This window comes from Dysgonomonas sp. GY617 (assembly GCF_015233815.1).
Lineage (GTDB): Bacteria > Bacteroidota > Bacteroidia > Bacteroidales > Dysgonomonadaceae > Dysgonomonas_A.
Window position 1 is genome coordinate 93,901 of the sequence record NZ_JADCLR010000029.1, and the last position, 21,920, is coordinate 115,820.

The following is a 21,920-nucleotide window of genomic DNA, read 5'->3' on the forward strand; positions in this document are numbered from 1 at the left end:
AAAGAATGCTAAGTCTGGGAAAAGATTATTATTCAAAATCATTAATATAGAAAAAATGAAGATCAAATTATTAAGTGTATTATGCTTATTAAACCTGTTTATGGGATATTCACAGCAAAAAAATTACGATAAAGAGATCGAGCAGTTATTATCAAAGATGACTATTGAAGAGAAAATTGGTCAGATGAACCAGTTAAACTTCAATGGTATGAGTGATAATCTTGTTCAACAGATAAAAAATGGGGAAGTAGGATCTCTACTCAATATAATTAATCCTAAGGAAGTAAACGAATTGCAAAAGGTCGCTTTAGAGAATAGCCGTTTGGGTATTCCTTTGATTATTGGGCGTGATGTAATTCATGGCTTTAAGACTATATTTCCTATACCTCTAGGTCAGGCAGCGTCATTTGATCCCCAAACGGTAGAAGATGGAACCCATGTATCGGCTGCTGAAGCTCGCGAATTGGGTGTTAATTGGACATTTGCTCCTATGTTAGATATTTCTCGTGATGCACGTTGGGGGCGTATTGCCGAAAGTTTGGGTGAAGATCCATACCTTGCGGGTCAACTGGGTGCAGCTATGGTAAAAGGTTTTCAAGGAAAGAACCTATCAGACCCTACATCAATTGCAGCTTGCGTGAAGCACTTTATCGGTTATGGTGCAGCAGAAGGTGGTCGCGATTACAACAGTACTAACATACCTCCTCACTTATTGCACAATGTATATTTAGTACCATTCAAAAAAGCGATAGACACAGGTGCAGCAACATTGATGACCTCTTTTAACGACAATGATGGTATACCAGCTTCAGGAAACGAATATTTATTGAAAGATGTACTTCGTAAAGACTGGAAATTCGATGGATTTGTAGTTTCAGATTGGGCTTCGATGACAGAGATGCTTGCTCATGGATTTGCTAAAGATGCCAAAGAAGTAGCAAAAATATCAGCAAACGCAGGTCTTGATATGGAGATGGTAAGTGGTGCTTATTCACAACATTTGAAAGCATTGGTTGAATCAGGTGAAGTTTCTATTGCTGATGTTGACAACTCGGTACGTAATATCTTGAGAGTTAAATTCCGCATGGGATTATTCGAAAATCCGTATGTTGATACCAATAAAGCATCTGTATTATATTCGGCAGAACATTTGCAAGCAGCAAAAGAAGCAGCTATCAAATCTGCAATTTTGTTGAAAAATGACAATATATTGCCTCTAAAAGAAAATATCAAAATAGCAGTTATAGGACCGTTGGCTGATGCTCCTCACGATCAAATGGGTACTTGGGTATTCGATGGTGACAAAAATCATACAGTGACACCTCTTAAAGCATTGCAGACTACTTATAGTAATATAAACTATGTTTATGAACCTGCATTGACTTTTAGTCGTGATAAAAGTACAGCAAACTTTGATAAAGCAAAAGAAGCAGCAGCTTCGGCTGATGTTGCGGTCGTATTTTTAGGTGAAGAAGCTATTCTATCGGGCGAAGCTCACTCTTTATCGAATATTAATTTGATAGGAGTGCAGTCGGAACTGTTGAAAGCTGTAAAAAGTGTTGGTAAACCAGTTGTTTTGGTTATTATGGCAGGTCGCCCATTGACTATCGAACGCGATTTGCCGTATGCAGACGCAGTTCTTTATAACTTCCATCCTGGAACAATGGGGGGACCTGCTATCTTAGATCTGTTGTTCGGGAAAGCTAACCCAAGCGGAAAACTCCCTGCAACATTTGTAAGAGAAGTAGGACAGATACCGATGTATTATAATCATTTCAATACAGGGCGTCCAGCTCCTGAGAATGTAATGACACTAGATCAGATACCTACCGAAGCCGGACAAACATCATTGGGTAATACTTCTTTCTACCTTGATTCGGGAAAAGATCCTCTATATCCATTTGGCTATGGTTTATCATACAGTACGTTTGATTACTCTAATCTGGTTTTATCAGCATCATCTATTCCAATGGGTGGAGAGTTGACAGCTAAGGTTACAGTTAAGAATACGAGCAATGTAGACGGAACGGAAGTAGTACAACTTTATACAAGAGATTTAGTTGGTTCTATCGTTCGCCCTGTAAGAGAGTTGAAAGGTTTCCAAAGAGTAGACTTGAAAGCTGGAGAATCTAAAACAGTGGAATTTAAATTGACAACTGACGATTTAGCTTTCTTTGGTAGGGATCTTGTGAAAAAAGCAGAAGCCGGAGATTTCGACTTATGGATAGGTTCGAGTAGTAAAGATGGTTTGAAAGCTAAATTTTCGATTCAATAATCACTTGAAAAATAAAAAGGTCTGAGACCTTCGTTTATTCTTACAGCATTTCGGAGGAAATGTTCTATAACGCCATATAATTTATTAAATGTGGATCTTAGATGAGTTATCGCGGTACTCACTTTTTCGAGTAAACTTCATAGCTGAGACTTTTAATCATGGATTCCGAATCATTACTGTTAATTCTTTTTCAATAGAGTAATTGAAGTGATTCTCATCTAATGGTTCACAGAAGAAATAAATATGTAGGGATAAACTGGAAAACGGTCTAAGCTAGAATTAAAGATATGGCTTAGATCGTTTTTATTTAATGACTAACAGGTCTTATGACCTCAAAATAATGTTTTATGAAAAATTTATTGTATTTAATTTTACCTCTGGTATTATTTAGTTGCTCACCAAAAGAAGTCCAGAAAACAGACGCTTCGAAGTTTATTCGTGTAGAAGGTCCTGATCTGATAAAATCAAATGGAGAGAAGATTCTCATTCAGGGTACTAATCTTGGTAATTGGCTCAATCCCGAAGGATACATGTTTCATTTTCAAGATGTAAGTTCTTATCGGTTGATAAATGAAGCTTTTTGCGAAATGGTAGGTCCCGACTTTACTGCTTGGTTCTGGCAAGAGTTTAAGAAAAACTACATTACTCAAGATGATATAAAGTATATCAAACAAACAGGAATGAACTCACTTCGTATTCCGTTTCATTACAAAATGTTTACGGACGAAGACTATATGGGGCTTACTGCCAATCAGAACGGATTTGAAATGATAGACCAAGTAGTAGAATGGTGTCGTCAAGAAAATCTATATGTGATTCTTGATATGCACGATGCTCCAGGTGGACAAACAGGCGATAATATAGATGATAGCTACGGATACCCTTGGTTGATGGATAGCGAACCAAGTAAGGTTCAGTTCTGTGAAATCTGGAAAAAAGTGGCTCAACACTATGCTAATGATACAATCATATTAGGTTATGACTTGTTGAATGAACCTATTGCCCATTACTTTTTGGAAGAGTATGCACACTTGAATGATTCGCTCGAACCTCTTTATAAAAGATGTGTAGATTCTATCCGTACCGTAGATAACAATCATATCGTATTGTTGGGAGGTGCACAATGGAATGGTAATTTCAATGTGTTCAAAGACTCTAAGTTTGACGATAAAATGATGTATACCTGCCATCGTTATTGGTGCGATACATTACAAACCAATATTCAGGATTTGGTAAATTTCAGAGACAGTGTAAATCTTCCTATGTATATGGGAGAAACAGGAGAAAATACAGACCAATGGATTGCAGCTTGGACTCGTCTGATGGAACGCAACAATATAGGTTGGCATTATTGGCCTTATAAAAAGATGGATTCTGAAAGAGGTATGGTTTCTATAAAAGCGCCTGAAAACTGGAACCTGATTATAGACTATACTACTAAAGATAGAAGTAATTTCACCAAGATACGCACAGTAAGACCCGATCAAGCACTTGTGAAAAAAGCAATGATCGATTTTCTTGAAAATATGAAATTCGCAAATTGTAGTATTAATAAAGGATATATTTTAGCTTTAGGTATGAAACCTTAAGGTTTAAAAAGATATATATAGAAGAGATTCATTGAATCTAAAAGCCTATAAGTGAAAAGATTTTAACTCTTACATTTATAGGCTTTTCATATATATAATGAGGGGCGTTTTAAGATTAATATAGAAAAGCATTCATTTGAAATTCTATTATGTACCAATAGATAAGGATATTAAGCTCACTGGCGTATATTGCGATTTTCTTCAATTATATTATCTTTGTGTACACACATATGCAACACATACCGTATACTACTTAATAAAAGGATTAAATCATAAACTAACACCTAATGGGATTAAAAGACTTTATTACGAATTTTAAATTCAATAATTTGTATGAAAAAGGTTTGAAAAGCCTTAACGAGAATGATTCAGAAAAAGCTATTGAGGCTTTTGAATCCTTACCTGAAAAAGAACAAAAATATGCCGAAGCAATGTTGTATTGTGCAAAAATATATAAAGCTCTTGATAACTATGATAAGGCTGTTGAGAGTTACACTAAAATACCTGCACATGATAAATTATATGAATCGAGCTTATTTAGTTTAGCTAATCTGCACGCCACTTACCAGAATTATGATAAATCTATTGAAGTGCTAAGAAGGGTTTCTGTAAATTCAGGAGAATACATGACAGCTTTGCTTGCCATAATTTCTAATATGATTAGAAAAGGCGAGGTTGACGAAGCCTTAAAGTTAAGTAAACAGATACCCGAGACTTATGAACATTATGGCGAAGTATTATATGCTATAGGCTACGGTTTAGAAGAATTAGGTGAACTTGATAAAGCTATTGAAATGTATTCATCAATAGATAAAATAGATGCTGCGTTTGGAAAAGCTTTGATTAGTAAAGCATTAATTTATTCCAAAAAGAAAGACGATATAAGTACAGCACTTACCATATTGAGTGAAATACATAAGACCTCTGATGTGTATGCACGAAGTGTTACGGAGAGAATATCTATTTTGAAAAATTTGAATAAAGAAGACGAAGCGTTGGAGTCGTATGATTTGTTGCCACAAAATTCGGATAATTATTGTTACTATGTATTTGAGAAATATCGTGCGCTCAACAAATTGGAACGTTATGAAGAAGGTATAGAGTATATTTCTAAAGCATTGAATGAAAGTCATAATGAAGATTATCTAGATGGTCTACGTTCCATTAGTGGTTTATACTCAAAATTAGGAAATAAGGAAAAAAGTGAAGAGTATATAACTAAAGCCAATGAATTATCTCAAAAATGGTTCTCTCAAGGGCGTATTGCTTCTATGATAACTACATCAGCTTCATCTTCTCAAGGAAGTGAGGATTTAACTAAAGCAAAACGAGCATTTAGAAACAGAAATTATGAGAAAGCTATAATGCATTACAAAAAATATGCAGAACAAGAAACACCTGATGCCAATATATATAATGATTGGGGACTTGCGTTACTTCGCTATGGATGGAATATAGAGGAGAATGAAAAACGGAAATGTTTATTAGAAGCTATTGAGGTAGGTAATAAAGCAGTAGAACTAGATCCGAAAGAAGGGTTGTATTATGCTAATTTAGGTATATACATATGTCAACTAGGAGTTTTGGATAATAATCTAGAGGATAAAAAAGCAGAGGTGATTCCGATATTGATGCGTGGAGAAGAGCTGCAAAAAGGTGTTTCTTCTTATACTATGGCATGTGTATATTCTTTAATAAATGATATGGAAAATGCTTTTAAATGGTTTGAAGTAATGCTAAAATATAATCCATTAGACAGATCATTTATTGAATCTGATGAGGATTTTATAAATATGCAGAAAGATAATCGTTTTGAGGAGCTGTTAAATACATATTTATAAATAATTGATCTAAAATAGAAAAAAGAGGCTATCCATATCTAGGATAGCCTCTTTTCTTATATAAATAGATAATCTCGAAAATAAATGAGATTTAACATAGGGTTTTTATTTCCTGACCGATCATATTAGTACAAGCAAGTATTAATGCAATATTGTTAAATATAACTCTCAGTTGTAATTATACTAGCCAAAGCAATAAATAGGTCTGCGACCTTAGTACAAGCAGATGATTATATCAACAATTAAATAATACCAATATGAAAACGACAGGTAAACAAATAGCAGGATTTCTGATTATCCTCTTTTTGGCTTTGAGTGTTTCCTCTGTATCGGCACAAAATGAATCTCATTATACATCGGTAAGTGGGGTGGTAAAGGATAAGAAATCGAAAAAGAAACTCGAGTATGTGAATGTCTCTATTCCGGGAACAGGCATAGGAACAATAACAAACGAAGACGGCGAATTTCTGATTAAGATAAATGATTCTATCAATGCAAAGGAATTGGAAATATCGCATCTTGGGTATTTTAATTACAAATTTCCGATTGACAAACGTGGAACTCCGAAAGCAGAGATATTTCTAACTGCCAATGTCAATTTGCTGGATGAGGTTATAGTAGAATCTATGGATCCTCTCGAATTGGTGAAGAGAGCAATTGACCGGATTGGTAATAATTACTGTCCAGAGACTAATCTTATGACAGGATTTTATCGTGAGACGATTAAGAAAGGACGTAACTACATCAATATTTCGGAGGCTGTGATTGACATCTACAAAACTCCTTACGACAAGGGTGCCGTGGATGACGATCGTATACAAATAGAAAAAGGACGTAAACTATTGAGCCAAAAATCAGGGGATACACTTGCGGTGAAACTGATAGGGGGGCCTAATCTTTCGGTATATCTTGATATAGCTAAAAACAAGGATCTTTTGCTTGATAAAGAAGCGTTGGCAAATTACAAATTCAAGATGGAAGAATCGGTTATGATAGACGAGCGCCCGCATTTTGTAGTAAGCTTTGCTCCGCAAGTAAACTTGCCTTATGCCTTGTATTTTGGAAAACTGTATATTGATAAGCAAAGCATTGCTTTTACACGTGCAGAGTTTAGCTTAAGTATGGACGATCGTAACAAAGCAACTCAGGCTATTCTGAAAAAGAAACCATTTAATCTACGGTTCAAACCCGAAGAGGTTTCGTTTATGGTAACTTATAAATTGCGTGATGGTGTAAGTTATTTGAATTATATAAGAAGTGAATTCAGATTTAAATGTGACTGGAAACGGAAATTATTTTATACCAATTACAGTATTGTTTCGGAGATGGTAGTAACAAGTGGAAAAGTAGGTAATGTTGATAATATTCCGTCGAAACTAGCATTCAAACAAAGTCAGTCGTTATCTGATAATGTGAGTAGCTTTAGAGATGCCAACTTCTGGGAAGACTATAATATAATAGAACCTTCGGAGTCTTTGGAATCAGCAGTAACCAAATTGAAAAAACAGCATTGAGAATAAATGCAAAGAGATATTTATTACTATATTCACCTTCTCCCACTCTTTCTATAACGGAAGTAATAATTGCTTCAATGAAAGAAAGATAGGGAAGACCGAAAAGAATCAGGCTAGCAATCTGATGTTTGTAACAATCTCTTATCTACTGCCTTTATGTTAAACGATTTTTTTATAGTTAGAAAGATAAAAGAGGGAGATATAAAAGTCTTTGAGCAAGTGTTCAGACGCTATTATTCTCCCCTTTGTCTCTATGCTGCCGGAATAACAGGAAGGACAGATATTGCAGAAGAAATTATACAAGATTTATTCTATGTATTATGGCGAGACAAGGAGAGTCTTCAAATATTTACTTCTCTAAATGGATATTTGTATGGCGCTGTCCGTAATCGCTCACTTCAATATTGCGAACATCGGGGTGTTCGAGATCGTCACAAGGATAAAACATTCTCAGAAAGTGTAGAGATTTCAGACGCTACTCCCGAAGAACAATTGGAGTACAAAGAATTGGAAGAGCTAATAAATAAAACTCTTGGAAAAATGCCCGAAAGACGACTTCGCATATTTAAGATGCAGCGTTTTGAAGGGAAAAAATACGCTGAAATAGCGACCATACTCTCTATATCGATTAAAACAGTGGAGGCTGAAATGACAAAAGCACTTCAATCGTTACGTAAAGAAATAGAGAATTATACTCAGATATTATGACTCAGATAGAAAAAAAGAAAACACATACTGATCAGGCTTGGGATCTGCTTTACAATCGCTTGGAGCAAGATGGGTTATTGCCTGACACAGAAGGAAACAAAAGAACCTTTTTACGTTCAGCAACGTTTAAATGGGTAGCAAGTATAGCAGTGCTTTTAATGAGTATGGCTGTTGCTTCTATTGTTATCAACAACAATTTGAAAGAACAACAATTACTCTCTTTGCACAACGAAAAGGATGAGGCTACGCTTGTGACAACTTTAGAAGATGGGTCAATAGTATATTTGGCAGATCAAACCTCGTTACATTATCCGAAGCATTTCGAAAAGAAGAAACGAGAGGTCTTTCTTGAAGGAAATGCATTCTTTGATGTAAAGGGAAACAGAGAGCGTCCGTTCGTTATAGAAACAGACCAGATTCAAGTAGAAGTACTCGGAACAGCTTTTAATGTAAAAGGAAAAGATGTAGATAATTTTTCTTTGTCTGTAGATCGTGGAGAAGTAAAGGTGACATTGAAAAAGACGGGACAAAGCATTCATATAAAAGCAGGAGAGACAGGCTTACTTCATTCTAATCAATTGGAAACTGTCGCAACGAAAGATATGAATCAGTTCCAAAGATATACCAAACAAATACAATTTAAAGATGAACGTTTGGTGGATGTCGTTCGGGTAATCAATAAGAATGCAGATGGCGTAGAGTTAGAGGTTGCTCCGGGTCTTGAAGACAGATTACTTACTGTAACTTTCTCTAACGATTCTCCATATTCAATGGCTCAACTTATATGTATGGCTCTCAATTTGGAGTGCGTGCAACAACAAGATAAAATACGCATTTCGGAACTAAAATAAACCGTAAATATGAAAAGGACGACTCAATACCTTTTTCATTATGTCATTCCTTTGTTGTTGCTGTTTTCTATAGCTGCAACCGCTTTTGGTAATGATGGTGATATTTTGAGTCGTAAAATTGAGTTAAGCAAAAATAAGGGAACAGTATATCAACTATTAAAAGAAGTCTCCGATAAATCGGGCTACCTGTTTATCTACGATAGTCAGATTGTAAATAATGACAAGGCAGTAAAAGTTCCCAAGAAAGAATACACACTTCGTGAGGCTATCTATGCAATAACGGGTAATAAAAGCCTTAATATACGCATTGTTGGAAACCATATTCTTTTGAATCTGCAACCTGTGGAAGATGTGGTTATTGAACCCGTTGTAAAGTTGCAGGCAGAAAAGAAAGACAGTATTATACAATATATCACCTTAGGCGGAACTTTGGTTGATGGTATTAGTGGAGACCCTATTCCTTATGCTGCTGTGGGCATTCTAACTTCAACAATAGGTACTATCACAAATCAGAATGGAGACTTTAGGCTCATACTTCCCGATTCGTTGAGGCATTCTAAAATAAAACTATCACATGTCGGTTATCAATCTCAAGAGGTCGAATTATCCTTTTTAGCCGATCAGCATATAATATTTACTCTTGACCCAAAGGTTATTCCATTGCAGGAAGTGGTTATACGTATCGTAAATCCAGCAGATGTTTTGCGTAATATGTGGCTTAAGCGGAGCGAAAATTATTCATCTTCACCTGTTCATATTACAGCTTTTTATAGAGAAGGTATAGAGCACAAAAATACAAATGTTAGCCTTACCGAAGCTGTTCTTGATATATACAAGATCGGTTTCCAAAGTGGAGAAAAGGGCGATCAAGTGAAGTTGTTAAAGATGAGGCGAATTATAGATAGGCAGAGCCCTGATACATTGATAACCAAAATGAAGTCGGGTATAAACTCCAGTTTGCTACTCGATCTGATAAAGAGTGATACACCCGGTTTTCTGAATCCTATAAATAACGGGCATTATATATACAGACATACGGATATAACGGTGCTTGATGGGAGGCGGGTAAATGTAATTTTTTTTGAACCAACATCGGGAGCAGAGCCTCTATACAAAGGCGAACTGTACATAGATGCTGAAAGTTATGCCTTGGTTCAGGCGAATTTCGAAATTCTACCCGATTATGTAAAAAAGGCTACTGATATGTTTATTGTTCGTAAAAGCCGCGATATAAATATTACTCCTCAGCATATTACTTATGTGGTATCTTATAAATCGTTAGATGGTATTTATTACCTAAGCCATGTTCGTGGCGATTTATATTTCAGAGTAAGAAAGAAGAAGCGAATTTTCAGCACGCCTCTTCATATGTGGTTCGAATTAGTGAATTGTGAAACCGATACCTCTGATAATTCACGTTTTGCACGTAACGAAAGGTTATCTACCCAAAATATATTTTCGGATACTTCTTTCGAATATGACCCTAACTTCTGGGGACACTTCAATGTTATTATGCAAGAAGATAAATTAAAGGAGTCAGTCTTGCAGATTCTCAAAAAGAATAAGTAGTAGCTGATAAACTATTCGGCAATGAGCTCAACCCTATTGTTATCTACATCAAGTACAACACTTTCGAAGTAACCATCTCCGCTTGTTCTGGGCTCGCCTACTATTTTATAACCATCGGCTCTTAAGCGTTCGGTCAGCTCCAATACCTGATCTTTTGTACCTACCGTAAAAGCGAAATGACATAAACCAAGAGATTCAACTTCTACTTTGTTGGTTATATCCTTACGTCTCATTATTTCGAGAGTTGTATCACCTTCGAAAGTGATGAAATACGATTCAAATTTTTTTACAGGATTGACATATTTTGCATTCGAAATACCTCCAAAATAAGTAGTGTAAAATGTTTTCATTTCTTCCAGATTCTCTGTACAGATGGCTATATGTCCTATTCTCATATCTATTTAGTTGTTAATTTATATTTTCTATTTCATCTGCTTATTGAGCTGAATGAAGTCCTAACTTATTTCCTTCTGTATCCATAAACAGTGCAAAAAAACCCATTTCAGGACTGATTTGGGTTTTCTGTACAATGATTTGCCCTCCATTTTTGCTAACCTTTTCGAGCATTGGTTGTAGGTCATTTCCTGCATTCAGATAAAGAACCGCTCCATCACTTGTCGGTTTGTAATCGTCGCCTTTAACTAAAGCTACATTTACGGTTTCTCCGTCACTGGGAAACACTCCCATTTGTGTTCCGTCCATATCGACTTCTTCGATTGTAATGCCTAAGATCGTTTGATAAAAATAAACCGCTCTAGAGAAGTCTGTTGTTGGAATTTCTACGATTGAAATTAAATTACGCATAATTTTATTATTTTAGTTAATTAAATTGATTATATCTTACAAAGATAAAATACAGTTAATCTTCAAAATTGTAAAAATACGACAGCCTTAATCTTTTTGGTAGAAAAGGGATGAAAGCACATTTTGTTTGTCTCCTAAAAACTTTTTAGGATTGGTTCCCGTAAATTCCTTAAAGTCTTTAATAAAGTGGGCCTGGTCGTAATATTCGTTTTCGTAAGCGATTTGAGTGAGTGTTTCGGTTTCATGGTTAAGTAACATTTTTAGGGCAGTTTGCAACCGGATTACTTTTCCTAATTGTTTGGGGCTGATTCCGATTTGCTTCATAAAATTTCTTTCCAATTGTCTGCGTTTGGATAAATTTTCTTTGAGGATTGTACTGATCGATGAATTTCCATTTGTTAAGAAAAGTGTATCAATAGTTGATTTTACAATATTGTCGATTGTGATTTTTTCGTTGATTTTGTTCAATAAAAAAGTTTCGACAATCTTAATTCTTTGTTGCGTACCGGTTGCGTGAATGATGTTTTGTTCCAACTCGTTTGCTTTTGTTGCTTCAAAAAGCTCAGTGATCGGGGTTTCCTTATTTGCAAGATTTTTGATAGATGTTTTTACAAAATTTGCAAAACCATAAGGATAGAAACGAACAGCAAAAGTATTTACATAGCCTGTTGGTTGAATGTAAAAAGGGTCGATGGTCTGACCAAGAACCATTGCACGAGGTTGAAGGATAAATTCACATTCGGAAGTAAAACGTCTAATATCGTCTCCGAGAATGAAAGCCATTTCCAAACAGCCGTCGGGTACAATTCGTTGTTTGTCTGTGTTGTTTTCGGCAGGAACTTCCAACGTCCAGTAACATTTAACTAATGACTTAAGGAGATTGCTTGGTTCAAATATTTCGTATTGCATTTTTTCTAAGAGCTTGTTTAAATTTTATTGAATTGTCGTAAACTAGCTGTTCGTTAGTTGTTTAAGTTATGGTTTGTTCGTGGATTTAAGGATGTCAATCACTTAAATTAATTATGAGTAAAATTTATTCAATCTCTAAGTTATTATGCATTATTTTTTCATGGCCTCAATTTTCAAATGCTGAGGCATTTTCTCTATCGCATATCGTAAAGCCGTTCGGGGCATAATGGTTTTCTTTGATATCACATAATCGAATACTTCGTTTTGATGTGCTTCGCTTGCTGCTTTCAGCATCCATCCGTATCCTTTCTGTACCAAATCGTCGTTATCAAGGAGTAGTATATCTGCGATCTCAAAAATCTCATTCAGAAATAAACCTTTTCGGGCAGGAATTATGAGTGTTACGGCAGCAGCCCGTTTCACCCACCGATTATCCGATTTTGCCCATTCTTTTAACTTGGTTATATATTGAGGATACATTTCTACAAATGTTCCGATTGTATGGTTACACAACATATCACACGAAGCCCAATTGTTTACATATGTATTTACCCATTCTTCGAAAATGTCGAAGTCTTTAGTTTCATAATTGGAACGAATGTTATACGACCAATTGCAGGCAATAAATGATTCTTCCAAATACTCCGATTTCCATAATTCACTGCATAATCCGAGAATGTATTCTTTAGGCTTATCCTTGATAATTGCGAATGACTCTTTGCTAATCTTATTGACCAGAGGTACTCGTATCCCATAGAACTTTATCTTCTCTTTGAAGAAGTTTTGACTATTGCTTTTAGTTTTCTCGTCAACACTATCTTTTAAAGCTTGCCGAATCTCAGATAATATATTTTCCATCTAGCTTTTGCTTTATTTTATAAGTAATATGCAATTTTAATATTACATTTTATAAAGTTCACAGGCTCTGATTTTATACTAACCAAAGCACTAAATAGGTCTTAGACTTTAAAGGTAGGGTTAAATTGCATAGTAGACAAAAATGAAAGAAGGAACTATTCCTATAGAATAACTCCTTCTTTCATCTATTTATAAACCTTGATGTTTTAATATTCAGCAGGTAAAGCCTCTAATTCAACCTTAGAAAATACAGGACCGTCTTTACATACATATTGACTCCCAACATTACAGCGTCCGCATTTGCCGACTCCACATTTCATACGGTTTTCTAAAGTGGTATAGATATTTTCGTCGGTAAATCCTAACTTCTCTAATACTGGAAAAGTAAATTTTATCATAATTGGAGGACCACAAACAATGGCTACTGTATTTTCGGGAGAAGGATTCATTTTCTCTAAAACAGAGGGGACGAAACCTACTTCACCTTTCCAGTCGGAAGTTTCACCTCCCGGATCGACAGTTGTAACCAATCGTACATCAGGTCTTTCTTCCCATTCCTTTAGTTCATGTTTATATACCAGATCGGCTACCGATTTAGCTCCATATAGAATACTTATGTCACCAAAATTTTCACGTGTATCTAAAGCATTCCATATCACGCAACGCATCGGAGGTAGAGCAATACCTCCTGCAATAAACAGAAGGTTTTTGCCTTTCCATTCATCCATCGGGAAAGTGTTACCAAAAGGACCTCTGAATCCCATGGTTTGACCTTCTTCCAGTTTAGCTAAGGCTGATGTCACTTTCCCCGTTTCACGGAAAGTACATTCAATATATCCTTTGCGGGTGGGGGAGGAGGCTATACAAAAAGTACTTTCCCCTTCACCGAAGGCAGAATATTCACCGAATTGTCCTGCTTTAAACTCGAAATTATTTCCTGCTTCTTCATCTTTAAATTTCAAACGGAAAGTTTTTACTCCGGGAGCTTCCTGAGTAATTTTCTCGATGAGCATCAGATTTGGAAGATATATATTAGAATTATCCATATTAAGTAATTTCAGCTATTTAATGAATCATTTTAAAAGCATAAGTATCCATTGTCGTTTCACTAGTCAAAGTAATAAAAGGTCTGCGACCTTAGTCAAAAGGGTTATGATTTACAGGGTGGCTATTTCACTTAAATGTTCTGCAATATTCATATCCACAGGACAAGCACGTGAACATCTGCCACAGCCCGTACAACCTCTTACGGAAATACGTTCGGGCATATATGAGAATTTATGTAGCAGGCGTTGTCTCCATCGCTGACTTTGTACCTCTCTCGGATTGTGCCCCGAAGTATGCATTGTAAATAGTGAGAAACCGCATGAATCCCAGCAACGAAGTCTATTTCCTGAACTTCCGTGAGCATCTTCTTGAATATCAAAGCAGGCACAAGTAGGGCAGACGTAGGCACATGCTCCGCACCCTAAACAGCGTTCGGACTGTTGTTTCCAAACGGGACTTTCGAACATATTGGAAATCTTTTCATGTAATTCTTCTAAGCTAAACTGAACAGGTACTTTTGCGAGATATTCTTCTTTATTTACATTCGGATCAGCTTCGAAAAAGCTGATGTGTTTATTGACCAGATTCTCTCCTTTTTCGGTAATTATTTCCACTAGATAACCCTCTTTTATGGGCGTTAATAGAATATCGCTTCCCTCTGTATTTCCGGGATTACCATTTACAGATGTGCAGAAGCAAAACTCATCGCATTGAGTACAACTAACTGCAATTAGTGTAGTGCGTTTCATCCTCTCATTGAAAGGTAAATCGGGAGTATCCCAATTGAAAATACCTGAGAGAGGTTTGAATCCTGCCGCATCACATGGATGAATGCCAAAAACAACAGTTTCGGGAATAGTAGTTGTGTCAAAATTTTGAAGCGTTACATCACCCTCTTTTTTTGTGTAGGAGAATAATTTCTCAGTACGAGGAAATGCTATCGCTTTAGCCGATTGTGTAGTTTGTATATGATCCATAGAAATTTCTTCCACAGACGTTATATGTTTGTAGTCAGTTTTATTTCCTTTAGCAACAGGAGCATAAATCTGACTTCCTTCATCATTCAATTGGGTGAGCCAATTCATTAATGAATTGTGGCTTATGTATTTTCTTTCCATAGCTTACAGTATAAAAGATTCTTTATCCTCGGGTTTGAATGTTGACAGTACATTGCCTTTTTCACTCGAATCGCCAAAATTGACTTTTACAGTTTCCGACATTTTGTGTGTCAATAGATGTATTGGAATGCCGATCGGGCACGCTGTTCCACATGAACCGCAGTCGGAACAACGACCAGCCATATGCATTACACGATTGATCTGCCATTCCATATTTCCCAGAGTACTTGCCCATGGCTGAATCCATTGAGGGCGATTTACCTCCACTATACATTTAGTACAATAACACATCGGACAAGCTGCACGGCAAGCATAGCATTTGAAGCATTTCGATAGCTCGTCTGACCAAAATGCCCAACGTTCGGCAGACGACATTTCATCTATTTGCTTGATCAATTCATCATCTTTGAGCTTGGGAGGTGGAGGAGTATCTTTGAGGTATTGTTTTATTTCTTCTAATGAATTAAGAGCTTGAATTTTTCTATCACTCGATAATCCAAATACTTTTAAGCTCTCTTCTTTTAGCTGATTTTCGACAAAAAGTTGAGCTATACTTTTCAATGCATAATAAGATGCTGATATTCCGACTCTCTTACCCTTTACTAAATCTTTTCGGGTTAAATAAACAGCGAGATTTCCGGTACACATATCATTGAACACCAGTTTTTGAGTCTCATCCGCATTATTCGCAAAAAGAGGTCTTGGATTTCGTGTGCCTTCTTCATATCCGATAAAAATATCAATCTCTCCTTTTTCGAATAGTTCTTTGGCTTTGGTTCTCAATTCATCCATTATTCACCTCCATTTCTTTGGCTAATTCTTCCTCGTTATTGGCTAGAAAATCACCAGCTCTTTGGTATTCGGTATAGGGTCCAAGTTCACGGATAGATGCAACCGTAGTATTTACAATGTCTGCCCATTTTGCTCCTTCGGCAGCCGATACCCACGAAAACTGGATTCTGCGTATATCTATTCCCATAAAATCGAGTAGACTCCTGAAAAGTATCCAACGGCGTCGGGCATGAAAATTACCCGAAGTGTAATGGCAGTCATTAGGATGGCATCCCGATACTATTACCCCATCCGAACCATTCGCAAAGGCTTTGAGCAACAGCATGAAGTCGATACGTCCTGTACAGGGAAAGCGAACGATTTTTACATTAGAAGCATATTTTATCCGGCTTGTACCTGTTAAATCTGCTCCGGCATAGGTACACCAGTTACAGACAAAGGCTAATATTTTAGGTTCAAATTCGTTATTCATATTGTTTGTTTTTTCAAATACAACAAAGTCTGTTTTGTGACTTATGCTTCTAATACAGCCATTACTTCAGCATACATCTGCTCGTTAGAGAATCCCTGTATATCAATAGATTTAGAGCGGCAGAAAGAAACACATGTACCACACCCTTGACATAATCCGGGATTTACCTGAGCTACTGTTTTGATAACTTCACCCGCTCGGTTTTTAATTTCCTCGTGTACTATTGCTTGATAAGGGCAAGCGGTTTCGCATAAGAAACAACCGACACAAGTAGATACTTCGTGCGACGCTATACGGTTCACAACTGCAACCACGGGTTCACGTGTTAATTCGCTATTCGAGAATAATCCGATTACTTTGGCTGCTGCTCCTGATGCCATTCCTACTGTTTCTGGAATGTCTTTTGGAGCTTGACAAGCTCCACACAAAAATATTCCTGCGGAGTTAGTTTCTACGGGTTTTAATTTAGGGTGAGCCTCTGCAAAAAATTTATAGGGATCATAAGAAATGTGCATCTTTTGAGCCAGTTCTTCTGCTCCGTGACTGGCGACGCCCGCACTGGCAAGCACTACCATATCGGCTTCTATTTCAACGGGCTTACCTCCTAAAAGAGTATCTACACCTTTTACAATCAGTTTACCGTCTTTTTCATACACACGAGCTACACGACCACGGACGTAGTTTACTCCATCGTCTTCAATTGCACGGCGAACAAATTCTTCGTAATTCTTACCTGCTGCCCGAATATCCATATAGAATACATACGATTCGCCATCGTGTACTTTATGTTGATATAACATAGCATGTTTTGCAGTGTACATACAACATATCTTAGAGCAATATGGCAATCCTTTAGCCGGATCACGTGAGCCTGCACAAGCAATAAATACTATTTTCTTGGGTTCAGTACCATCCGAAGGGCGACGGATTGCACCCAAAGTAGGACCTGATGCAGATGCCAAACGCTCGAACTGTAATCCTGTAATTACATCTTTGTATTTACCGTAGCCATATTCGGGGAAGAAATTGGGTTTCAGAACATTGAATCCTGTTGCTGTAACTACAGCACCAATATCTTCGGTTATAAATTCATCGGGTCTGTCGAAGTCAATTGCTCCTGTAGGGCACACTTTCTGGCAAACCTTACATTTTCCTTTCGTATAATAAGTACAATTTGTTTTATCAATAACAGGCTTATTAGGTACAGCCTGAGGAAATGGCGTGTAAATAGCTGTGCGTAAACCAAGTCCTTCGTTAAACTCACTGGGGATTTTCTTTGTGGGACATTTCGAGTAGCAAACACCACAGCCTGTACAGAGTTTAGGATCAACACTTTTTGCTTTAAGACGAATAGTTGCTTTGAAGTTTCCGATGAAACCTTCTAACTTCTCCAGCTCAGCATAAGTATATAGTGTAATATTAGGATGTTGAGCTACTTCCACCATTCGTGGGGTAAGAATACACTGCGAACAGTCGAGGGTAGGGAATGTTTCCGATAACTGAGACATGTGTCCCCCAATAGATGGGTCTTTTTCTACCAGAATAACTTGATGCCCTGCATTGGCAATATCCAAACTTGATTGAATACCTGCTATACCTCCACCTATAACAAGAGCTTTTTTATGAATCGGAACTTTTATCGAATTGAGAGGTTTGTTGAGTTTTGTCTTTTCAACAAGCATTCTCACCAGATCAATTGCTTTTTCTGTTGTTTGATCTCCTTTTTCGTGTACCCATGAACAATGCTCACGCAGGTTGGTCATTTCGCACATATATGGATTTAGTCCTGCTTCGGAACAAGCTTTCCGAAAGGTCGGTTCGTGCATACGGGGAGAGCATGCAGCAACCACAACTCCTGTGAGACCTTTTTCTTTAATAGCCTCTTTTATCATTGTTTGTCCGGGATCCGAACACATATATTTATAGTCAACACTGACTTCTACCCCTGTTATTTTAGAAGCTTCTTCGGCTACTTTCTCACAATCGACAGTGGCACTTATATTCTCTCCGCAGTGGCAAACAAATACTCCTATTTTTGACATAATTTCTTCTGTTTTGGTCGTTTATGCAAACGTTGGTGCTACAAATAGTTTCTTAAGTCCAACCTCCTCTTTACTTAATCCCACGGCTAAACCCATAGCCTGAGTGATATACATAACAGGCGTTTTGATATTCATCTGTAAGTAACTATTAATCTGAGGGCGGCGCATATCCAGATTCGATTGGCACATAGGGCATGCAACAATTATCGCTTCTGCTCCTCTATCCGAAGCATCTTTTACAATCTTACCTGACAGTTTGGCTACAATATCTGTTCGTGAAACAGAGAATCCTGCACCACAGCATTCGGTTTTATAGCCCCAATCCATAGAGTCAGCACCTATCTTTTTCATTAGTGTATCCATTGATTGCGGGTCTTCTAAGCGGTCAAATTTCAATATGTTTTGAGGGCGAACAAGCAGGCATCCATAGTAGCATACTACTTTATGCTCGAAAGGTTTCACTACCTTTTCTTCTATTCTATTGGTAATGTATTTGTCTATAAATTGCATCACATTGAGAATCTGAAGATTTCCCGGAAGAGGCATTTGTAAAATCTCGGAAACTTTATCTCTTAATTCTTCGCTTTGATTTAGCTCATGCTGAGTAACTGTCAGTCGGTTATAGCAAGCAGCACAAGGCACAACTATTTCGGTCATACCGTCTTTTTCAGCCAGAGCAAGTACCCGAGCAGGAAGCGCCATTGCCAATTCGTGATTTAGATTGTGAGCAGCAGTTGCTCCGCAACAATTCCAGTCGGTAATCTCCTTTAAGTTGATATCGAAAGCTTTAGCGAGAGCTAATGTCGATTGGGCGTACTCTGAAGAAGTCCCTTTCAGAGAGCATCCCGGATAGAATCCTATTTCCATAGTTTATAATTGATCTTGCCAGACTTCCGAATCATTGAAAGTCGGCGTGTTTTCTTAGTTAATCTTTGGCCTGCTTATTTCTTCGTATTGGAGAAAATAGAAGCAATTTGTTTTTTGTCTTCGACCATTTCGGGTAGGATAGGAAGTTTTCCTTTCGAAAACATTTTAGGAGCTATGTTCATGTCTTGTAATAGATTCAAGGTGCGAGCTTTATAACCTGCAACCAAACCTATTTCATATAATCGTCCGGTAAATTTTACCGAGTCTAGAAAAGCTTTGTGGAAAGAAACTATTTGACTTGATTTTTTATTTATGGATTTCTTCTCAATAGATTTCTCTCTCATATAATCCATCAATTGAGGAATATCTATTTCCATAGGACAGCGGGTCAAGCAATTTTGACAAGATACGCATAGCCATATAGTTTCGGATTGTAGTAAGCTATTGTAATTAGAAATGTCATTGGTTTGCAGCATTCTCATTACCAGACTGGGCGGATAATCCATATCTTCAGCTAAAGCACAACCCGCCGAGCATTTGCCACACTGATAACAGCGGTTGACATTCACTCCCACTTTAGATCTGATTTCAGATATATAACTTTCTTTTTCCATAGAATAGTATAGTTTAGGTCTCTTATCTCTATATTTAGTTTTGTGGTGTTTTATAATCTTTAAATATCACAAAATGGGTATTTTGATAAGTATGGATAGCAAAGTACGGGAAAATAAATTTAACTAAAACTATTTATACCCTTTTTATTTTATGTTGTAGGGCATAATTTAAGGTTGAAATTCAGTTTTTAATCTTGTATGGCTTAAGTATGTATCTGTTTACTCTGCGAGAAATTCTGGTTTTATATCTCGAATTATATAGTATCGAATCTAACTGTAGAGTTGTTTAGGCAGTCCTTTGTCTTAGTTTAAGCCCTCTTTCGGCTATGTATACACCAAAGAGTATAAAGACTGAACCAAGTAGAGCTATAGTTGTAATTTGCTCATTTATGACAATGGCAGAAGTTAGCAAAGTTACTAGTGGAACAAAATAGATATAATTTGAAGTTTGTATTACTCCCAGTTCTTTGACCGCACTATTCCACATGATATAGCATAATAATGATGCGACTACTCCAAGGAAAAGTAAATTTGCAATTATTGTAGGATCAGTTAGTAGATGCGTGTGAAAAACATCAGAACTGAATAAAATAAAAGGCAACAAAGTTATAATACCATAAAAGAATACCTTACGGGTAATAAAAAGTGTAGAGTAATGACCGTTAAGTCGTTTGAGTATTATCCCATAGAAAGCCCATGATAATGCTGCCAAAATTGTAAGAATATCTCCTAATGGATTGATCTGTAAAATAAAACTACCATTGAAAACAACCAGAGCAACACCTAATAAGGCTATTATAGACCCGAAAATAAGATGTGGTTTGATATGCTCTTTCCTATAAATGAAATGCGATAAAAATGCTGTGAATATAGGAGCTGTGCAAATGATAAGAGATACATTAGATGCAAGGGTGATTTTAAGGGCTGTATTTTCGAGGACGAAATACAGTGATCCGGCACTTAAACCTGTACCAACAAATAGTAATTCGTCTTTGATGTTTTTCGCAAAGAGCTTGCGTGGACATATAAACCAAATACAAACGTATGCTAAGAGGAAACGATAGAATAGAATCTCAATAGGAGATAGTCCATATCCAATAAGGACTTTAGTGGATACAAAAGTAGTACCCCATATAGCTACTGTTAAGATTGTTATTATGTGATACCAATATGCTTTGGATTTTTGCATGATAAGTCTTGTGAATTTCTATATGCAAAAATAAGATCTATTATTGTAATGTTGGTATCTCCACAGCTTTTTATTCGAATAAAATCTATTCCCTCAATAATCTGAGGATATTATAAGAAAAGAAAGATAAGGAATGATTAATTGTGATAGAAGCTATAAATAGATCGAATTTGAAATTGATTGCTTCTGAGAGTTTGCACAGATAAAAAAGGGCGAATAATTTATTCGTCTTTTGAGTTAGGTCAATCATCTTACTTTAGATGCTGAATGTAGATGAAATAAAAGGTAACTATTTAATCATTGTCATCGTCGTCATCATATAGATTGTTCAATTCAAAGGATAAACTGTCATATTCTTTTATCCACAACTCGCGTATCTCTTTTGGTGTAGCGGCTGGTGGATTATCAATTTTGTCTTGTAGTATCTCAATTTCTTTTTCAAGTTCATTACGCCTATTAGTCATTGGTATAGATATTAAGTTCGTAATATAGATTTAGTATAAGCAAATATTGTCTTATCCTTTCAAAGTACAATAAATTCTTTTTATGCAGGTTCGAAATTAAAGGATAGCATATTATCCTCTACTTTCCATACTTTCCTCGTCAGGGTTTATTTTATTTGTGGCTGCCTTTACTTCCTTCTTTGTTGCAGGTTCGGGAGCTTTACTCGAATCTTGAACTATTCTGGCAGTTTCATAAGACTTAAATTCTTTCGCTTTAGTTGGCTTGTTGATTATCTTCATAATAGTCAGGTTTTTTATATAAACGTATAAGTAAACGATAAAGTTTTAAGAAGATATTGTTAATCCTTATTGTATAACTAAAAAAAGAGGACGAATAATTTATTCGTCCTCTTTCAAT

Annotated in this window: 21 protein-coding genes; 7 read left to right on the plus strand and 14 right to left on the minus strand. The window is 36.5% G+C overall.

From position 1 onward, the window contains the following. Positions 1 to 55: 55 nt before the first annotated feature. From bglX to IR022_RS16090, 7 genes are all read left to right on the plus strand, one after another. Complete coding sequence (bglX, locus tag IR022_RS16060) at positions 56 to 2,275, plus strand: beta-glucosidase BglX (protein ID WP_194204492.1); 2,220 nt, start codon at positions 56 to 58, stop codon at positions 2,273 to 2,275. Positions 2,276 to 2,622: 347 nt separating this feature from the next. Beyond that, positions 2,623 to 3,864 (plus strand): glycoside hydrolase family 5 protein, encoded by a 1,242-nt coding sequence (locus IR022_RS16065; protein ID WP_194204493.1) that lies wholly within the window; start codon positions 2,623 to 2,625, stop codon positions 3,862 to 3,864. 287 nt (positions 3,865 to 4,151) lie between these two features. Continuing rightward, on the plus strand, positions 4,152 to 5,705 hold the full coding sequence (locus IR022_RS16070) for a tetratricopeptide repeat protein (RefSeq protein WP_194204494.1): 1,554 nt from the start codon (positions 4,152 to 4,154) through the stop codon (positions 5,703 to 5,705). A gap of 257 nt (positions 5,706 to 5,962) precedes the next feature. Continuing rightward, on the plus strand, positions 5,963 to 7,219 hold the full coding sequence (locus IR022_RS16075; protein ID WP_050708302.1) for a carboxypeptidase-like regulatory domain-containing protein: 1,257 nt from the start codon (positions 5,963 to 5,965) through the stop codon (positions 7,217 to 7,219). Positions 7,220 to 7,375: 156 nt separating this feature from the next. Then, positions 7,376 to 7,927, plus strand: coding sequence for an RNA polymerase sigma-70 factor (locus IR022_RS16080; RefSeq protein ID WP_194204495.1), 552 nt, complete (start codon positions 7,376 to 7,378; stop codon positions 7,925 to 7,927). Then, the gene (locus IR022_RS16085; protein ID WP_194204496.1) at positions 7,924 to 8,778 is read left to right on the plus strand and encodes a FecR family protein; all 855 of its coding nucleotides are present in this window, start codon (positions 7,924 to 7,926) and stop codon (positions 8,776 to 8,778) included. Before IR022_RS16080 ends, IR022_RS16085 begins: the two co-directional genes overlap by 4 nt. A 9-nt stretch (positions 8,779 to 8,787) precedes the next feature. Next, positions 8,788 to 10,347, plus strand: coding sequence for a carboxypeptidase-like regulatory domain-containing protein (locus tag IR022_RS16090; RefSeq protein WP_194204497.1), 1,560 nt, complete (start codon positions 8,788 to 8,790; stop codon positions 10,345 to 10,347). Between the two features lie 11 nt (positions 10,348 to 10,358). On the opposite strand, the gene IR022_RS16095 is transcribed toward IR022_RS16090, so the two are convergent. The 14 genes from IR022_RS16095 to IR022_RS16160 all read right to left on the minus strand — a co-directional run bounded on the left by IR022_RS16095 (position 10,359) and on the right by IR022_RS16160 (position 21,802). Then, positions 10,359 to 10,742, minus strand: a complete 384-nt coding sequence (locus tag IR022_RS16095; RefSeq protein ID WP_194204498.1) for a VOC family protein — start codon at positions 10,740 to 10,742, stop codon at positions 10,359 to 10,361. Positions 10,743 to 10,782: 40 nt separating this feature from the next. After that, the gene (locus tag IR022_RS16100) at positions 10,783 to 11,151 is read right to left on the minus strand and encodes a VOC family protein (protein WP_050708307.1); all 369 of its coding nucleotides are present in this window, start codon (positions 11,149 to 11,151) and stop codon (positions 10,783 to 10,785) included. An 87-nt stretch (positions 11,152 to 11,238) separates the two neighbouring features. Further along, the gene (locus IR022_RS16105) at positions 11,239 to 12,060 is read right to left on the minus strand and encodes a helix-turn-helix domain-containing protein (RefSeq protein WP_050708308.1); all 822 of its coding nucleotides are present in this window, start codon (positions 12,058 to 12,060) and stop codon (positions 11,239 to 11,241) included. A 150-nt stretch (positions 12,061 to 12,210) separates the two neighbouring features. Further along, on the minus strand, positions 12,211 to 12,918 hold the full coding sequence (locus tag IR022_RS16110) for a DNA alkylation repair protein (protein WP_194204499.1): 708 nt from the start codon (positions 12,916 to 12,918) through the stop codon (positions 12,211 to 12,213). A 206-nt stretch (positions 12,919 to 13,124) separates the two neighbouring features. Continuing rightward, complete coding sequence (locus IR022_RS16115) at positions 13,125 to 13,964, minus strand: FAD/NAD(P)-binding protein (protein WP_194204500.1); 840 nt, start codon at positions 13,962 to 13,964, stop codon at positions 13,125 to 13,127. Between the two features lie 111 nt (positions 13,965 to 14,075). Beyond that, on the minus strand, positions 14,076 to 15,083 hold the full coding sequence (locus tag IR022_RS16120; RefSeq protein ID WP_194204501.1) for a 4Fe-4S dicluster domain-containing protein: 1,008 nt from the start codon (positions 15,081 to 15,083) through the stop codon (positions 14,076 to 14,078). 3 nt (positions 15,084 to 15,086) lie between these two features. Continuing rightward, on the minus strand, positions 15,087 to 15,875 hold the full coding sequence (locus IR022_RS16125; protein ID WP_194204502.1) for a 4Fe-4S dicluster domain-containing protein: 789 nt from the start codon (positions 15,873 to 15,875) through the stop codon (positions 15,087 to 15,089). Then, positions 15,868 to 16,347, minus strand: coding sequence for a hydrogenase iron-sulfur subunit (locus tag IR022_RS16130; protein ID WP_050708313.1), 480 nt, complete (start codon positions 16,345 to 16,347; stop codon positions 15,868 to 15,870). Before IR022_RS16130 ends, IR022_RS16125 begins: the two co-directional genes overlap by 8 nt. A 41-nt stretch (positions 16,348 to 16,388) precedes the next feature. Then, positions 16,389 to 18,389: a CoB--CoM heterodisulfide reductase iron-sulfur subunit A family protein gene (locus IR022_RS16135; protein ID WP_194204503.1), complete on the minus strand. Its 2,001-nt coding sequence runs from the start codon at positions 18,387 to 18,389 to the stop codon at positions 16,389 to 16,391. 21 nt (positions 18,390 to 18,410) lie between these two features. Next, positions 18,411 to 19,256 (minus strand): CoB--CoM heterodisulfide reductase iron-sulfur subunit B family protein, encoded by an 846-nt coding sequence (locus IR022_RS16140; RefSeq protein WP_194204504.1) that lies wholly within the window; start codon positions 19,254 to 19,256, stop codon positions 18,411 to 18,413. Between the two features lie 74 nt (positions 19,257 to 19,330). Continuing rightward, on the minus strand, positions 19,331 to 19,870 hold the full coding sequence (locus IR022_RS16145) for a 4Fe-4S dicluster domain-containing protein (protein WP_050708316.1): 540 nt from the start codon (positions 19,868 to 19,870) through the stop codon (positions 19,331 to 19,333). Between the two features lie 286 nt (positions 19,871 to 20,156). Next, positions 20,157 to 21,059 (minus strand): DMT family transporter, encoded by a 903-nt coding sequence (locus IR022_RS16150; RefSeq protein ID WP_194204505.1) that lies wholly within the window; start codon positions 21,057 to 21,059, stop codon positions 20,157 to 20,159. A gap of 293 nt (positions 21,060 to 21,352) precedes the next feature. Continuing rightward, positions 21,353 to 21,523: a hypothetical protein gene (locus tag IR022_RS16155; protein ID WP_185099932.1), complete on the minus strand. Its 171-nt coding sequence runs from the start codon at positions 21,521 to 21,523 to the stop codon at positions 21,353 to 21,355. A gap of 111 nt (positions 21,524 to 21,634) precedes the next feature. Further along, positions 21,635 to 21,802: a hypothetical protein gene (locus IR022_RS16160; protein WP_185099933.1), complete on the minus strand. Its 168-nt coding sequence runs from the start codon at positions 21,800 to 21,802 to the stop codon at positions 21,635 to 21,637. Positions 21,803 to 21,920: the final 118 nt, after the last annotated feature.

Coding starts and splice junctions, on each gene's coding strand:
- IR022_RS16095 (WP_194204498.1), bottom strand. CDS start 10,742: ATGAGAATAGGACATATAGCCATCTGTACAGAGAATCTGGAAGAAATG.
- IR022_RS16125 (WP_194204502.1), bottom strand. CDS start 15,875: ATGGATGAATTGAGAACCAAAGCCAAAGAACTATTCGAAAAAGGAGAG.
- IR022_RS16120 (WP_194204501.1), bottom strand. CDS start 15,083: ATGGAAAGAAAATACATAAGCCACAATTCATTAATGAATTGGCTCACC.
- IR022_RS16160 (WP_185099933.1), bottom strand. CDS start 21,802: ATGAAGATAATCAACAAGCCAACTAAAGCGAAAGAATTTAAGTCTTAT.
- IR022_RS16145 (WP_050708316.1), bottom strand. CDS start 19,870: ATGGAAAAAGAAAGTTATATATCTGAAATCAGATCTAAAGTGGGAGTG.
- IR022_RS16130 (WP_050708313.1), bottom strand. CDS start 16,347: ATGAATAACGAATTTGAACCTAAAATATTAGCCTTTGTCTGTAACTGG.
- IR022_RS16150 (WP_194204505.1), bottom strand. CDS start 21,059: ATGCAAAAATCCAAAGCATATTGGTATCACATAATAACAATCTTAACA.
- IR022_RS16090 (WP_194204497.1), top strand. CDS start 8,788: ATGAAAAGGACGACTCAATACCTTTTTCATTATGTCATTCCTTTGTTG.
- bglX (WP_194204492.1), top strand. CDS start 56: ATGAAGATCAAATTATTAAGTGTATTATGCTTATTAAACCTGTTTATG.
- IR022_RS16065 (WP_194204493.1), top strand. CDS start 2,623: ATGAAAAATTTATTGTATTTAATTTTACCTCTGGTATTATTTAGTTGC.
- IR022_RS16135 (WP_194204503.1), bottom strand. CDS start 18,389: ATGTCAAAAATAGGAGTATTTGTTTGCCACTGCGGAGAGAATATAAGT.
- IR022_RS16085 (WP_194204496.1), top strand. CDS start 7,924: ATGACTCAGATAGAAAAAAAGAAAACACATACTGATCAGGCTTGGGAT.
- IR022_RS16110 (WP_194204499.1), bottom strand. CDS start 12,918: ATGGAAAATATATTATCTGAGATTCGGCAAGCTTTAAAAGATAGTGTT.
- IR022_RS16155 (WP_185099932.1), bottom strand. CDS start 21,523: ATGACTAATAGGCGTAATGAACTTGAAAAAGAAATTGAGATACTACAA.
- IR022_RS16105 (WP_050708308.1), bottom strand. CDS start 12,060: ATGCAATACGAAATATTTGAACCAAGCAATCTCCTTAAGTCATTAGTT.
- IR022_RS16140 (WP_194204504.1), bottom strand. CDS start 19,256: ATGGAAATAGGATTCTATCCGGGATGCTCTCTGAAAGGGACTTCTTCA.
- IR022_RS16115 (WP_194204500.1), bottom strand. CDS start 13,964: ATGGATAATTCTAATATATATCTTCCAAATCTGATGCTCATCGAGAAA.
- IR022_RS16075 (WP_050708302.1), top strand. CDS start 5,963: ATGAAAACGACAGGTAAACAAATAGCAGGATTTCTGATTATCCTCTTT.
- IR022_RS16070 (WP_194204494.1), top strand. CDS start 4,152: ATGGGATTAAAAGACTTTATTACGAATTTTAAATTCAATAATTTGTAT.
- IR022_RS16100 (WP_050708307.1), bottom strand. CDS start 11,151: ATGCGTAATTTAATTTCAATCGTAGAAATTCCAACAACAGACTTCTCT.
- IR022_RS16080 (WP_194204495.1), top strand. CDS start 7,376: ATGTTAAACGATTTTTTTATAGTTAGAAAGATAAAAGAGGGAGATATA.